This is a genomic window from Cronobacter sp. 153480017-3 (assembly GCF_053627815.1).
Genome location: NZ_JBSEYN010000013.1, coordinates 44770 through 58646 on the forward strand (window position 1 = coordinate 44770; position 13877 = coordinate 58646).

The following is a 13877-nucleotide window of genomic DNA, read 5'->3' on the forward strand; positions in this document are numbered from 1 at the left end:
TTGATCACGTTTTGAGCCATTTGTTTGCCCGTCACACCATAATCACAAGGGCGACACAACGGTGAACACTGTTTACATTCTGTAACCATCAGGCGATACGTCTTGTACCTCTATATTGAGACACTGAAGCAGAGACTGGATGCCATCAATCAATTGCGTGTGGATCGCGCGCTTGCTGCCATGGGGCCTGCTTTCCAACAGGTCTACAGTCTGCTGCCAACATTACTGCATTATCACCATCCGCTGATGCCGGGTTACCTTGAAGGTAACGTTCCCTACGGCATTTGCCTCTACACGCCTGATGAAACCCAACGCCACTACCTGAACGAGCTGGAAACCCAGCGCGGCATGCCTGCACAGCAAACGGTACAGGGCGAACTGCCGATTACCGGCATCTATTCGATGGGCAGCACCTCCTCTGTGGGGCAGAGCTGTTCGTCCGATCTCGACATCTGGGTCTGCCATCAGGCCTGGCTTGATAACGACGAGCGCCAGTTGCTGCAGCGTAAATGCAGCCTGCTGGAAAGCTGGGCGGCGTCGCTGGGCGTCGAGGTCAGTTTCTTCCTGATTGATGAAAACCGCTTCCGCCATAATGAAAGCGGCAGCCTCGGCGGCGAAGACTGCGGCTCGACGCAGCATATTTTGCTGCTGGACGAGTTCTACCGCACCGCCGTACGCATGGCCGGCAAACGTATTCTCTGGAACATGGTGCCGTGTGACGAAGAAGAGCATTACGACGATTACGTGATGACGCTCTACGCGCAGGGCGTGCTGACGCCAAACGAGTGGCTGGATCTGGGCGGCTTAAGTTCTCTTTCTGCCGAAGAATATTTCGGCGCGAGCCTCTGGCAGCTCTATAAAAGCATCGATTCCCCATATAAAGCCGTGCTGAAAACGCTGCTGCTGGAAGCCTATTCCTGGGAATATCCGAACACTCGCCTGCTCGCGAAAGATATCAAACAGCGCCTGCATGACGGCGAAATCGTCTCGTTCGGGCTCGATCCTTACTGCATGATGCTGGAGCGCGTCACGCACTATCTGACGGCTATCGACGACAGCGCGCGCCTCGATCTCGTGCGCCGCTGCTTCTACCTGAAAGTGTGCGAAAAACTCTCCCGCGAGCGCGCTTGTGTCGGCTGGCGTCGCGAGGTGGTAAGCCAGCTGGTGAAAGAGTGGGGCTGGGATGAAGCGCGCCTGACGATGCTTGATAACCGCGCCAACTGGAAAATCGACCAGGTGCGCGAGGCGCATAACGAGCTGCTCGACGCGATGATGCAGAGCTATCGTAATCTGATCCGCTTCGCGCGCCGCAATAACCTGAGCGTCTCCGCAAGCCCGCAGGATATCGGCGTGCTGACGCGCAAACTCTATGCCGCGTTTGAAGCGCTGCCGGGGAAAGTGACGCTGGTGAACCCGCAGATTTCGCCGGATCTCTCCGAGCCGACGCTCACCTTCATCCATGTGCCGCCGGGCCGCGCCAACCGCACCGGGTGGTATCTCTACAACCGCGCGCCGAGCATGGATTCCATCATCAGCCATCAGCCGCTGGAATATAACCGTTATCTTAATAAGCTGGTGGCATGGGCGTGGTTTAACGGCCTGCTGACGTCGCGCACCCGCCTGTTTATTAAGGGCAACGGCATCTGCGATCTGCCGAAATTGCAGGAGCTGGTGGCGGATGTGTCGCACCATTTCCCGCTGCGGTTACCGGCACCGACGCCAAAAGCGCTCTACAGCCCGTGCGAAATCCGCCATCTGGCGATCATCGTCAACCTGGAATATGACCCGACGACGGCGTTCCGCAATCAGGTGGTGCATTTCGATTTCCGTAAGCTTGATGTGTTCAGCTTCGGCGAGCAGCAGCAGTGCCTGGTCGGCAGTATCGACCTGCTCTATCGCAACTCGTGGAACGAAGTGCGCACGCTGCATTTCAATGGCGAACAGGCGATGATCGAGGCGCTGAAAACGATTCTTGGCAAAATGCATCAGGACGCTGCGCCGCCGGACAGCGTCGAAGTGTTCTGCTACAGCCAGCATCTGCGCGGGCTTATCCGCACCCGCGTGCAGCAGCTGGTGTCCGAGTGTATTGAGTTTCGTCTCTCCAGCACCCGTCTGGAGCCAGGCCGTTTCAAAGCGCTGCGCGTGGCGGGCCAGACCTGGGGCCTGTTCTTCGAGCGGCTTAACGTCTCGGTACAGAAGCTGGAAAACGCCATTGAGTTTTATGGCGCGATTTCGCATAACAAACTGCACGGCCTGTCTGTTCAGGTGGAAACCGATCACGTTGAACTGCCGTCGGTGGTCGATGGCTTTGCAAGCGAAGGGATTATTCAGTTCTTCTTTGAAGAGACTAATGACGACGGCTTTAACATCTATATTCTCGATGAAAGCAACCGCGCCGAGGTGTATCACCACTGCGAAGGCAGCAAAGAGGAGCTGGTGCGCGACGTCAGCCGGTTCTACTCGTCATCGCATGACCGCTTTACCTACGGTTCAAGCTTCGTCAACTTCAACCTGCCGCAGTTCTACCAGATTGTGAAGGTCGATGGCCGCCAGCAGGTGATTCCCTTCCGCACGCAGACCATCAAAGCCGTGACGCCGCTCAACGATGACGACAGCGCCACGCCGCTGTTACAGCAATATCAGTCCTGATTAACGAAAGCTGACCGCCTCGCCCGCCTGCTGCGTGGCGGCGGTTTCCAGCAGATCCCAGAAGCGTTCACCGCTGCGATCGCAAATCCATTCGTCGTTTTTATAATCGAAGTGATAACCGCCCTGTTTGGTCGCCAGCCACACCTGATGCAGCGGCTCCTGACGGTTGATAATGATTTTGCTGCCGTTTTCAAACGAGAGCGTCAGCACGCCGCCGTTGATTTCGCAGTCGATATCGCTGTCGCCATCCCACGCGTCGAGACGCTCTTCAATGGTCATCCACAGGCCGTCGGCCAGGCGGTGAAATTCACTGTCGTTCATGTTGGTTTCCTGTTGTAGGCGATGGCGGCAGTATAAAAGCAATAGCCGGGAATAGAAACCGGCGGGCGGAACGGCTTTTGTGTCATCCGGCGTGACGCAAACTCTTGCTTTTGCATCTTCACCTGCGATGATAGAAAACAGATGAATGAACAACAGGCACCGATAAATGAAAACGATTTTTCGCTCTCTGGCAGTGATGCTGACCCTGTTTAGCCTCACCGGTTGCGGTCTGAAAGGCCCGCTTTACTTCCCGCCAGCAGACAGCAAAGCCCAGCCGCAGAAAGCGCCGGAACAGCAAACCGAGACGACCATCCCGGATACCAACAACCGTGGCGATACCGATGGCCCGACGCAGGTCAGCAGGCAGTAACCGACTCGTAACCGCGCAAACGGAGTACAACAATGCAGTTCTCTAAAATGCATGGCCTGGGTAACGACTTTATGGTCGTGGACGCGGTGACGCAAAATGTCTTCTTTTCGCCTGACATGATCCGCCGCCTGGCGGACAGACATCAGGGCGTGGGGTTCGATCAACTGCTGGTGGTCGAACCGCCCTACGATCCCGATCTCGATTTTCACTACCGCATTTTTAACGCCGACGGCAGCGAAGTGGCGCAGTGCGGCAACGGCGCGCGCTGTTTCGCCCGTTTCGTGCGCCTCAAAGGGTTGACCAACAAGCGGGAAATCCGCGTCAGCACCGCGAATGGCCGCATGGTGTTAACGGTCAATGAAGATGAACTGGTGCGCGTGAACATGGGCGAGCCGGTTTTCGAACCCTCGCTGGTGCCGTTTCGCGCCAACAAAGCTGAGAAGACCTACATTATGCGCGCTGCCGAACAAACGGTGCTGTGCGGTGTGGTGTCGATGGGCAACCCGCACTGCGTGATTCAGGTCGATGACGTCGCCACCGCGCCGGTGGAGACGCTCGGGCCGCTAATGGAAAGCCATGAGCGCTTCCCGGAGCGCGCCAACATCGGTTTTATGCAGGTGATGAATACGGAACACATCCGGCTGCGCGTGTTTGAGCGCGGCGCGGGCGAAACGCAGGCCTGTGGCAGCGGCGCGTGCGGCGCGGTCGCGGTCGGCATTCAGCAGGGGCTGCTGTCCGCCCAGGTGCGTGTCGACTTGCCTGGTGGTCGTCTCGACATCGCCTGGAAGGGGCCTGGTAATCCGCTCTTTATGACCGGCCCCGCCACCCACGTTTATGATGGATTTATTCACTTATGAGTAAGGCTGGAGAACAGCAGGAGACGCTGGCAACGCTTGATGACGACGCGGTGCTCGACTATCTGCTGCGCCATCCCGATTTTTTTATCCGCAACGCCGCGATGGTGGAGCAGATCCGCGTGCCGCACCCGGTGCGCGGAACGGTTTCGCTGGTGGAGTGGCACATGGCGCGCGCGCGTAACCACATCAACGAACTGGAAGAAAACATGACGTTGTTGATGGAACAGGCGAGCGCCAACGAAGGGTTATTTTATCGCCTGTTGAAATTGCAGGGGCGGCTCGCCTGCGCCGGCAGTCTTCAGGAGATGCTGGAGCGCCTTAACCGCTGGGCGCGCGATATGGGGCTTGCGGGTGCGAGCATTCGCCTGTTCCCGGAGCGCTGGCGGCTTGGCGCGCCCTCCGGCTTTACCCATCTGGCGCTGTCGCGTCAGGCGTTTGAGCCGGTGCGTATTCAGCGTCTCGGCCAGCAGACGCACTATCTGGGAACGCTGAACGGCCCGGAACTGCTGGTGGTATTGCCGGAGGCGAAAGCCATCGGATCGGTGGCGATGTCGCTGCTTGGCGAACATGGCGAGCTCGGCGTACTGATTTTCAGCAGCCGCGACCCGCAGCACTATCAACAAGGGCAGGGCACACAACTGCTGCATGAGCTGTCGCTGATGCTGCCCGATCTTCTTGCCCGCTGGATTGAACGCGTATGACCGACTCGCCGCTGCACCCGCCCATTGCGCGCTTTCTGCGTTATCTGAAAGTGGAGCGCCAGTTAAGCCCCGTGACGCTGCTTAATTACGAGCGGCAACTGACGGCGATTGTCGGGCTGGCGGGCGAGGCGGGGCTTAAAAGCTGGGCGCAGTGCGACGCCGCGATGGTTCGATCGCTCGCGGTACGCAGCCGTCGCGCCGGGCTGGGGCCGTCGAGCCTGGCGCTGCGTCTCTCGGCGCTGCGTAGTTTTTTCGACTGGCAGGTAAGCCAGGGCGAGCTAAAAGCGAACCCGGCCAAAGGCGTCAGCACACCGAAAACCCCGCGCCATCTGCCGAAAAACATCGACGTGGATGACGTCAACCGGCTGCTGGATATCGATCTTAACGATCCGCTGGCGGTACGCGATCGCGCGATGCTCGAAATCATGTACGGTGCCGGGCTGCGTCTGTCCGAGCTGGTCAATATCGACTGCAATCATCTCGATCTCGCCAGTGGTGAAGTCTGGGTGATGGGAAAAGGCAGCAAAGAGCGCCGCCTGCCGATAGGGCGCAGCGCGGTTGCCTGGATTGAACGCTGGCTGAACCTGCGTGAGCTGTTCGGCCCCGACGACGACGCGCTATTTTTATCAAAGCAAGGTAAACGCATCTCGGCGCGTAATGTGCAAAAACGCTTTGCGGAGTGGGGCATCAAACAGGGGCTGAACAGTCATGTTCATCCGCATAAGCTGCGCCACTCTTTTGCGACACATATGCTGGAATCCAGCGGCGATCTGCGCGCGGTTCAGGAGCTGCTGGGCCACGCCAATCTCTCGACCACCCAGATCTATACGCATCTCGATTTCCAGCATCTGGCTTCGGTCTACGACGCGGCGCACCCACGCGCCAGACGAGGAAAACCGTAATGTACTTCTACCGTCCGCTGGGCGCGATTGCCGCCCTGACGTTCGATCTTGACGATACGCTCTACGATAACCGTCCGGTTATCGCCCGCACTGAGCAAGAGACGCTGGCGTTTATGCAGCGCTATCACCCGCGGCTCAGCGCGTTCACCGCCGCGGATTTGCACCGCGCCCGAACGGCGCTGCGCCAGCAGGAGCCGGAGATTTATCACGATGTGACCGAATGGCGGCGGTGCGCCATTGAACACGTGATGCTGGAGGCCGGGCTTTCTGCCCATGAGGCGTCTGAAGGCGCGAACGAGGCGATGCTGAACTTCGCCCGCTGGCGCAGCCGCATCGAGGTGCCTGAGGAAAATCTTGAGGCGTTGCAGCAGCTCGCGAAAAAGTGGCCGCTGGTGGCCATCACCAACGGTAACGCCGAGCCGGAACAGTTCGGCTTAGGCGATCTGTTTCAGTTTGTGCTGCGCGCCGGGCCGCACGGCCGCGCCAAGCCGTACAGCGATATGTATCATCTGGCCGCGCAGAAGCTTGGCGTGGCGCCCGAGGCTATTCTGCACGTGGGCGACGACCTGACCACCGACGTGGCGGGCGCTATCCGCTCCGGCGTGCAGGCGTGCTGGATAAACCTGCTCGATGGCGACCTGATGCAGATAGATGACAGCCGCTTGTTGCCGCATCTGGAGATTTCGCGGTTGGCATCCCTGACCTCGCTGATATAATCATCACTACTCTGTATATAATTCCAGGTTTTTCGGCAGGCGGCATGTGTATCGTTGCCTGATATCCCGTAAGCCTGGTTAGCGAGACGCCTGCGGGCGTTTTGTGTTTTTTCTGTTTTTAACGCGGCGGTGCCAATCAATGGACGTTTCTTACCTGCTCGACAGCCTTAACGATAAACAGCGTGAAGCCGTAGCCGCGCCGCGCAGCAATATGCTGGTGCTGGCGGGCGCGGGCAGCGGAAAGACGCGCGTGCTGGTGCATCGTATCGCCTGGCTGATGATGGTAGAAAACTGTTCGCCGTACTCCATCATGGCGGTGACCTTTACCAACAAAGCGGCGGCGGAGATGCGCCACCGCATCGGCCAACTGATGGGCACCAGCCAGGGCGGCATGTGGGTCGGCACGTTCCACGGTCTCGCCCATCGCCTGCTGCGCGCGCACCATATGGACGCCAACCTGCCGCAGGATTTCCAGATCCTCGACAGCGAAGATCAGCTGCGCCTGCTCAAGCGTCTCATCAAGGCGATGAACCTCGACGAGAAGCAGTGGCCGCCGCGCCAGGCGATGTGGTACATCAACGGCAAAAAAGATGACGGCCTGCGTCCGCACCATATTCAGAGCTACGGCAACCCGGTAGAGCAGACCTGGCAGAAGGTGTATCAGGCGTATCAGGAAGCCTGCGACCGCGCGGGGCTGGTGGATTTCGCCGAGCTGCTGCTGCGCGCCCATGAGCTGTGGCTCAACAAACCGCATATCCTCAATCACTACCGCGAGCGCTTCACCAATATTCTGGTGGATGAGTTCCAGGACACCAACGGCATTCAGTACGCCTGGATCCGCCTGCTGGCGGGCGACACCGGCAAAGTGATGATCGTGGGTGACGATGACCAGTCGATTTACGGCTGGCGCGGCGCGCAGGTGGAGAATATTCAGCGCTTCCTGAATGACTTTCCGGGCGCACAGACCATTCGTCTCGAACAAAACTACCGCTCCACCAACAATATTCTTAACGCCGCGAACGCCCTGATCGCCAATAACGCCGGGCGTCTTGGTAAAGAGCTGTGGACCGACGGCAGCGACGGCGAACCTATCTCTCTCTACTGCGCGTTCAACGAGCTGGATGAAGCGCGCTTTGTGGTCAACCGCATCAAGGTGTGGCAGGAGAACGGCGGCGCGTTGCAGGATTGCGCCATTCTCTATCGCAGCAACGCCCAGTCGCGCGTGCTGGAAGAGGCGCTGTTACAGGCGAGCATGCCGTATCGCATCTACGGCGGCATGCGATTCTTCGAACGCCAGGAAATCAAAGATGCGCTCTCCTACCTGCGTCTTATCGCCAACCGCAACGACGACGCGGCCTTTGAGCGCGTGGTGAACACGCCGACGCGCGGCATCGGTGACCGCACGCTGGATGTCGTGCGCCAGACCGCGCGCGACCGCCAGCTGACGCTCTGGCAGGCGTGCCGCCAGCTGTTGCAGGAAAAAGCCCTGGCCGGCCGCGCCGCCAGCGCTTTGCAGCGTTTCCTTGAGCTTATCGAAGCGCTGGCGCATGAAACCATCGATATGCCGCTGCACGTGCAGACTGACCGGGTAATTAAAGATTCCGGCCTGTGGCTGATGTACGAGCAGGAAAAAGGCGAGAAGGGCCAGGCGCGTATCGAAAACTTAGAAGAACTGGTGACGGCGACGCGCCAGTTCAGCTACAACGAAGAAGACGAAGATCTAATGCCGCTGCAGGCGTTTTTGTCCCACGCGGCGCTGGAAGCGGGCGAAGGGCAGGCCGACGCCTGGCAGGATGCGGTGCAGCTGATGACGCTGCACTCCGCTAAAGGGCTGGAATTCCCGCAGGTGTTTATCGTCGGGATGGAAGAGGGGATGTTCCCAAGCCAGATGTCGCTCGATGAAGGCGGGCGTCTGGAAGAGGAGCGACGCCTGGCCTATGTGGGCGTTACCCGCGCCATGCAGAAGCTGACGCTCACCTATGCGGAAACCCGTCGACTGTACGGCAAAGAGGCGTATCACCGTCCGTCGCGGTTTATCGCTGAGTTGCCGGAAGGCTGTGTGGAAGAAGTGCGCCTGCGCGCGAGCGTGAGCCGTCCGGTCAGCCATAAGCAGCTGGGCGCGCCGATAGCGCAGAACGACTCCGGTTATAAGCTTGGCCAGCGCGTGCGCCACCCGAAATTCGGTGAAGGCACCATCGTAAATCTCGAAGGCAGCGGCGAACACAGCCGGTTGCAGGTGGCGTTCAACGGTCAGGGCATCAAATGGCTGGTGGCCGCTTACGCGCGCCTCGAAACCGTCTGACGTCTTTCTGTGCAGGGCACTCAGGCCGCTGGCGCGTCGCGTCGGCGGCTTTTTTATTTCTTCACCGCGCGCTGGATTTTCTGTCATCTGGCGCGGCGATAATCGCCCGGGAATGGCAGGAAGCGGAGCGCGAAAACGGTCCGGCAAAAGGCGCTCTCAGGCACTATAATTCTTTTCAATCATTGAGGTGTTTTATCTTAAGTGTACGTGTTGACGCCTAATTTTTGGTGGCGTAACATGCGCCCACGATTACGCTAAGAGGACATTCGCCTTGGACACACCCAGTAGATGCTGGCTCAAAAACCTGTCAAACAGGAACAACTCCTAAGGCTATCCTCTTACGCTGATGGCCTTAGTGGTTGTCAGCGACCGTTTTCTCTCCCGTCGCGCTGAGTCAGGCTGTTTAATGGTCTGAAACCCAATCTGTTTCTGTGTGCCCAACCGAACTGTCCAGAATTTGTTTTTTTGGGAGTCCCGGTCATGCTGAGCGCATTTCAACTGGAAAATAACAAACTATCCCGCCTCGAAGTTGACGAGGCCGTTTCGCTGAAAGATTCCATCTGGGTTGACCTGGTGGAGCCGGAAGAGAGCGAACGACAGCGCGTGCAAACGGAACTTGGCCAAAGCCTGGCGACACGCCCGGAACTGGAGGATATCGAAGCCTCCGCCCGCTTCTTCGAAGATGAAGACGGGCTGCATATTCACTCGTTTTTCTTTTATGAAGACGCGGAAGATCACGGCGGCAACTCCACCGTGGCGTTCACCATTCGTAACGGGCGGCTGTTTACGCTGCGCGAACGCGAGCTGCCGGCGTTTCGGTTGTACCGCATGCGCGCGCGCAGCCAGTCGATGATGGACGGCAACGCCTACGAACTGCTGCTCGATCTCTTTGAAACGAAAATCGAACAGCTGGCGGACGAGATAGAAAACATCTACAGCGATCTCGAAAACCTGAGCCGCGTCATTATGGAAGGGCATCAGGGCGATGAATATGACGAGGCGCTCTCGACGCTGGCTGAGCTGGAGGATACCGGCTGGAAAGTGCGTCTGTGCCTGATGGATACCCAGCGCGCGCTAAATTTCCTGGTGCGCAAGGCGCGTCTGCCGGGCGGTCAGCTGGAGCAGGCGCGTGAGATCCTGCGCGATATCGAATCCCTGCTGCCGCATAACGAATCGCTGTTCCAGAAGGTGAACTTCCTGATGCAGGCGGCGATGGGCTTTATCAACATCGAGCAGAACCGCATTATCAAAATCTTCTCGGTGGTGTCCGTGGTCTTCCTGCCGCCGACGCTGGTGGCCTCCAGCTACGGGATGAACTTCGAGTTTATGCCCGAACTGCACTGGAGCTATGGCTACCCCGGCGCGATTGTCGCGATGCTGCTGGCGGGGCTGGCGCCTTATCTCTACTTCAAGCGTAAGAACTGGTTATAAAAACAAAAAAGCCTCTTCCATAAAGAGGCTTTTTTTTACAGGGCAAGGCGCGGAACCTTACAGGCTCCAGTCATGCTTGCCTTTGACTTTAAGATCGTAATACCAGACGTTGGTGCGACAGGCGAAATAGAACGGGACGATATATATCAGCGACCTCATATTCAGCAGGTCGCTGATAATTGCAACGACAAAGATGGCCAGCACGCAAATAATACTTTTCTTCCACAGCCCCAGAATGGCCAGATAGATGAAGCTGAAAAAATAGGTGATGAAATTAAGGGATACTGTCAGACGTTCCTTAATGCTCATTTTTTTCAGCGCGTCACGCCACGCGGGCGTTGGAACCAGCACGGCCGGATAACCGTGATCTTCAATGAACTTAAAGCGAAATTTCCACTTGTCGCTTAATTTCGGATCGGCCATGTAGTCGTAATTCTTTTTGTCGTTTTCCATATTGGACATCAGTAAGGCTCCTTTACGCCTGAAATAGTCGTTGATTCGGGCGACGATGCCGCCCGATATTATGCGGTCTTTGTCACTGTTTGATGCGACGGGGCGGCCAGTAAGAGCAGCGTCATTATTACCTGAAAACCCCAGCCGAATTTCATGAACGGCATGCTGTCCGCGCCGAAATCACGCAGCCAGGCCAGCCCAAACCCAATGAGAAACATGGCCAGCGAAAGCAGAAGGTAACGCCGCGCTTTCAGACCGGCGTCACGAGCACGCAGCGCACCGGCGCGGTAATAGAGCAAGAGAGCCATTAAAAAGAGAGCCAGCGCCACATCGTCAGGCGTAATCGCAAGTAGCAGGCCCAGACCGAACAGCAAACCGAACAGCCATCCCAGATAAGGCAGACGGCGCAGTGTGGCCGTGCGCGGCGGGAAAAAGAAAGCAAACAGGGCTGACATGAAAATACCTTTTGCGCCTCTGTTATCACGAAACAGCAGATGGCGTAATGCATAAAGGCCGGATTATAGGTAAGGGGCATCGGGTTGCAAGGCGCGCGTCCCGGCTAATATCAGTAGGTGAGAAACAGGATTATTTGGTGTAAGGAAAGAAAAGAGGGCGTCAGTAACGCCCTGTTATAAAAGTCTTTCTTAATGCTGGCGTAAACGCCGTTGGGTATAAAGCGCGTCCATAATAAATATCGCCAGCGCCAGCCAGATAAACCCGAAGGTGACCATTTTATCCGGCCCCGGCACTTCGCCGTAAAAAACGACCGCCAGCAGGAACATCAGCGTCGGGCCGATATACTGGAAAAAGCCGAGCGTGGAGAGGCGCAGGCGCGTCGCCGCCGCGGTAAAGCAGAGCAGCGGAATGGTCGTCACCACACCCGCTGCCATCAGCAGCAGATTCAGCGACCACGGATTGCTGCCCATATGGCTGGTCGGGCTGTCGGCGATGCCGAACAGATAAATCGCCGCAACCGGCAGCAGCCAGAGGGTTTCCATCAGCATGCCGGTCTGGGCGTCGACCATGATCTTTTTACGCACCAGCCCATAGAATGCGAAGCTAAACGCGAGGCCCAGCGCGATAACCGGCAGCGAGCCGAACGTCCAGAGTTGTACCAGTACGCCGCAGGCTGCCAGCAGCACCGCCAGCCACTGCATCCGGCGAAAACGCTCGCCGAGGAAAATCATTCCCAAAAGCACGTTGACCAGCGGATTAATGAAATAACCGAGGCTCGCTTCCAGCAGGTGATGATTATTCACCGCCCAGATAAACAGCAGCCAGTTGCCGCCCACCAGCACGGCGCTGAGCGCCAGACTAAAGACTTTTTTCGGCGTGGCGAACAGCCGCTTCACCGATCCCCACTGGCGGCTCAGGCTGATGAGCGCCAGCATAAAAAAGAAGGACCAGATAACGCGGTGCGTCAGAATTTCATCGGCCGGAACCGCCTGAATCAGTTTGAAATACGCGGGGGCAATGCCCCAGATAAAATAAGCGGCAAGCGCAAAGAATACGCCCTGACGCGTCTGCTTAGCATCCATGTGAAACTCGTGGTATGAGAAAAGTGTGAGCAGTTTATCAGTATTGCGCGACTTACCCTACCATGTAGGTGGCCGTGGCGCTGGCGATATAGACCTGCTCTTCGTTATGTAATTCGACGCGCGCCACCGCCACTTTATTGCCCGCGCGCAGCAGCGTGCTGGAGGCGGTAAAGCGCTGGCCGCGGCCGGGCCGCAGATAGTCGACGCGCATATCAATCGTGCCCATCCGGGAGAGCCGCTGGCGCAATTCTTCTTCGCTGATACTGTCATGACGCGTCAGCGTGCTGCCGACACACACCAGGCCCGCCGCCACGTCGAGCGCCGACGCAATCGCCCCGCCGTGCAGAATGCTTTGCGCCCAGTTGCCCACCAGAATCGGCTGATTATTAAAGGCGAGCTGAGCATATTCTTTTTCGTAACGTTCCAGTTCCAGCCCCAGGGCACGGTTAAACGGCATGTGATAAACAAAGATTTCGCCGACCAGTTGCAGAGCCGCTTCCGGGGTCAGCAGAGTTGCGGACATGATGGTTTCCTCGTCCAAAAAGAGTGGGTACATAAGGTTAAATGAATGTTGATTTTATGCTTCCCATTTGTTGCTTTCCAGTTTAAGAAAGCAGGACTAAGCAGACGCGAAATAAATATGTAGAATATCTGCCGGATAATAATTCACCATCGAAATATTCGTTCAGGAGAACACTGCCAAATGCGCACGTTTCTGGGTTGGTTTATGGCGGCAACGTTGCTGCCATGCACAGCATTAGCACAGGAAGCGACGATTAAAGAGGTGCATGATGCGCCTGCCGTTCGCGGCAGCATCATCGCCAACCTGCTTCAGGATCACGATAACCCGTTTACGCTTTACCCGTACGAGAGCAACTACCTGCTCTACACCGTGACCGACGATCTCAATAAAGAAGCCATTAAGTCTTACGACTGGGCGGATGACGCGCGTAAAGACGAAGTGAAATTCCAGCTGAGCCTGGCGTTCCCGTTCTGGCGTGGGATTATGGGCCCGAACTCGGTACTGGGCGGCTCCTATACGCAGAAATCCTGGTGGCAGCTCTCTAACAGCGGCCAGTCGTCGCCGTTTCGCGAGACCAACTATGAGCCGCAGCTGTTCCTGGGCTTTGCGACCGACTACGAGCTGGCGGGCTGGACGCTGCGCGATGTGGAATTTGGCTATAACCACCAGTCGAATGGCCGCTCGGACCCAACTTCCCGCAGCTGGAACCGTCTCTATACGCGCCTGATGGCGCAGAATGGCGACTGGCTGGTGGAAGTGAAGCCGTGGTATGTGGTGGGCAATACCGACGACAACCCGGACATCACCAAATATATGGGCTACTACCAGCTTAAGGTGGGCTATCAGTGGGGCGAGGCAATCTGGAGCGTGAAGGGCCAGTATAACTGGAACACCGGTTACGGCGGCGCGGAGCTTGGCCTGAGCTACCCGATTACGAAACACGTGCGCCTCTACACCCAGCTCTACAGCGGCTACGGCGAATCGTTAATTGATTACAACTTTAACCAGACTCGCTTTGGCTTTGGGGTTATGCTTAACGATCTCTTCTGAGGCATTGCAGTTTCCGACGCAGGCGCTGAAAATAGCGCCTGTTTTATTTTCAGTATCTGGAGTG

Annotated in this window: 15 protein-coding genes; 10 read left to right on the forward strand and 5 right to left on the reverse strand. The window is 57.3% G+C overall.

The window, feature by feature from the left end:
• Positions 1–102: 102 nt before the first annotated feature.
• Positions 103–2649 carry a class I adenylate cyclase gene (gene cyaA / locus ACUW6V_RS19800; RefSeq protein WP_004388425.1) on the forward strand — a complete coding sequence of 849 codons (2547 nt, stop codon included), beginning with the start codon at positions 103–105 and terminating at the stop codon, positions 2647–2649.
• Here cyaA and cyaY read toward each other — a convergent pair whose 3' ends face one another.
• Positions 2650–2970 (reverse strand): iron donor protein CyaY, encoded by a 321-nt coding sequence (gene cyaY, locus ACUW6V_RS19805; protein WP_007704482.1) that lies wholly within the window; start codon positions 2968–2970, stop codon positions 2650–2652.
• A gap of 166 nt (positions 2971–3136) precedes the next feature.
• Here cyaY and lptM point away from each other — a divergent pair, with 166 nt between their 5' ends.
• The 8 genes from lptM to corA all read left to right on the forward strand — a co-directional run bounded on the left by lptM (position 3137) and on the right by corA (position 10249).
• Positions 3137–3340, forward strand: a complete 204-nt coding sequence (gene lptM, locus ACUW6V_RS19810) for an LPS translocon maturation chaperone LptM (RefSeq protein WP_004388423.1) — start codon at positions 3137–3139, stop codon at positions 3338–3340.
• A gap of 32 nt (positions 3341–3372) precedes the next feature.
• Positions 3373–4197, forward strand: coding sequence for a diaminopimelate epimerase (dapF, locus tag ACUW6V_RS19815; protein WP_014729811.1), 825 nt, complete (start codon positions 3373–3375; stop codon positions 4195–4197).
• On the forward strand, positions 4194–4898 hold the full coding sequence (locus ACUW6V_RS19820; protein WP_004388420.1) for a DUF484 domain-containing protein: 705 nt from the start codon (positions 4194–4196) through the stop codon (positions 4896–4898). The genes dapF and ACUW6V_RS19820 overlap by 4 nt, the downstream gene beginning before the upstream one ends.
• Positions 4895–5800 carry a tyrosine recombinase XerC gene (gene xerC / locus ACUW6V_RS19825; RefSeq protein WP_454038806.1) on the forward strand — a complete coding sequence of 302 codons (906 nt, stop codon included), beginning with the start codon at positions 4895–4897 and terminating at the stop codon, positions 5798–5800. Before ACUW6V_RS19820 ends, xerC begins: the two co-directional genes overlap by 4 nt.
• Positions 5800–6516, forward strand: a complete 717-nt coding sequence (yigB, locus tag ACUW6V_RS19830; protein ID WP_454038807.1) for a 5-amino-6-(5-phospho-D-ribitylamino)uracil phosphatase YigB — start codon at positions 5800–5802, stop codon at positions 6514–6516. Before xerC ends, yigB begins: the two co-directional genes overlap by 1 nt.
• A 139-nt stretch (positions 6517–6655) precedes the next feature.
• Positions 6656–8818 carry a DNA helicase II gene (gene uvrD, locus ACUW6V_RS19835; RefSeq protein WP_004388416.1) on the forward strand — a complete coding sequence of 721 codons (2163 nt, stop codon included), beginning with the start codon at positions 6656–6658 and terminating at the stop codon, positions 8816–8818.
• Positions 8819–9089: 271 nt separating this feature from the next.
• Entirely contained in the window at positions 9090–9146 is a 57-nt protein-coding gene (gene ysgD / locus ACUW6V_RS19840) for a YsgD/CorL family protein (protein WP_350338730.1), read from the forward strand.
• A 152-nt stretch (positions 9147–9298) separates the two neighbouring features.
• Positions 9299–10249, forward strand: coding sequence for a magnesium/cobalt transporter CorA (corA, locus tag ACUW6V_RS19845; RefSeq protein ID WP_004388415.1), 951 nt, complete (start codon positions 9299–9301; stop codon positions 10247–10249).
• 57 nt (positions 10250–10306) lie between these two features.
• Here the strand turns inward: corA and ACUW6V_RS19850 are convergent, their stop codons facing one another.
• From ACUW6V_RS19850 to yigI, 4 genes are all read right to left on the reverse strand, one after another.
• Positions 10307–10711 carry a DUF2628 domain-containing protein gene (locus ACUW6V_RS19850; protein WP_004388413.1) on the reverse strand — a complete coding sequence of 135 codons (405 nt, stop codon included), beginning with the start codon at positions 10709–10711 and terminating at the stop codon, positions 10307–10309.
• 59 nt (positions 10712–10770) lie between these two features.
• Complete coding sequence (locus ACUW6V_RS19855) at positions 10771–11157, reverse strand: hypothetical protein (protein WP_007891388.1); 387 nt, start codon at positions 11155–11157, stop codon at positions 10771–10773.
• Between the two features lie 189 nt (positions 11158–11346).
• Positions 11347–12240, reverse strand: coding sequence for an EamA family transporter RarD (rarD, locus tag ACUW6V_RS19860; RefSeq protein ID WP_007853847.1), 894 nt, complete (start codon positions 12238–12240; stop codon positions 11347–11349).
• A 52-nt stretch (positions 12241–12292) separates the two neighbouring features.
• Positions 12293–12763, reverse strand: coding sequence for an acyl-CoA thioesterase YigI (gene yigI, locus ACUW6V_RS19865; protein WP_454038808.1), 471 nt, complete (start codon positions 12761–12763; stop codon positions 12293–12295).
• Between the two features lie 180 nt (positions 12764–12943).
• On the opposite strand from yigI, the gene pldA reads away from it, so the two are divergent.
• Entirely contained in the window at positions 12944–13813 is an 870-nt protein-coding gene (pldA, locus tag ACUW6V_RS19870) for a phospholipase A (RefSeq protein WP_004388410.1), read from the forward strand.
• Positions 13814–13877 lie beyond the last annotated feature (64 nt).

Bases quoted from the DNA above. Each gene is read 5' to 3' on its own strand.
- lptM (WP_004388423.1), top strand. From the start codon at position 3,137: ATGAAAACGATTTTTCGCTCTCTGGCAGTGATGCTGACCCTGTTTAGC.
- dapF (WP_014729811.1), top strand. From the start codon at position 3,373: ATGCAGTTCTCTAAAATGCATGGCCTGGGTAACGACTTTATGGTCGTG.
- rarD (WP_007853847.1), bottom strand. From the start codon at position 12,240: ATGGATGCTAAGCAGACGCGTCAGGGCGTATTCTTTGCGCTTGCCGCT.
- xerC (WP_454038806.1), top strand. From the start codon at position 4,895: ATGACCGACTCGCCGCTGCACCCGCCCATTGCGCGCTTTCTGCGTTAT.
- ACUW6V_RS19820 (WP_004388420.1), top strand. From the start codon at position 4,194: ATGAGTAAGGCTGGAGAACAGCAGGAGACGCTGGCAACGCTTGATGAC.
- cyaY (WP_007704482.1), bottom strand. From the start codon at position 2,970: ATGAACGACAGTGAATTTCACCGCCTGGCCGACGGCCTGTGGATGACC.
- ACUW6V_RS19850 (WP_004388413.1), bottom strand. From the start codon at position 10,711: ATGTCCAATATGGAAAACGACAAAAAGAATTACGACTACATGGCCGAT.
- yigB (WP_454038807.1), top strand. From the start codon at position 5,800: ATGTACTTCTACCGTCCGCTGGGCGCGATTGCCGCCCTGACGTTCGAT.
- ACUW6V_RS19855 (WP_007891388.1), bottom strand. From the start codon at position 11,157: ATGTCAGCCCTGTTTGCTTTCTTTTTCCCGCCGCGCACGGCCACACTG.
- yigI (WP_454038808.1), bottom strand. From the start codon at position 12,763: ATGTCCGCAACTCTGCTGACCCCGGAAGCGGCTCTGCAACTGGTCGGC.
- uvrD (WP_004388416.1), top strand. From the start codon at position 6,656: ATGGACGTTTCTTACCTGCTCGACAGCCTTAACGATAAACAGCGTGAA.
- pldA (WP_004388410.1), top strand. From the start codon at position 12,944: ATGCGCACGTTTCTGGGTTGGTTTATGGCGGCAACGTTGCTGCCATGC.
- corA (WP_004388415.1), top strand. From the start codon at position 9,299: ATGCTGAGCGCATTTCAACTGGAAAATAACAAACTATCCCGCCTCGAA.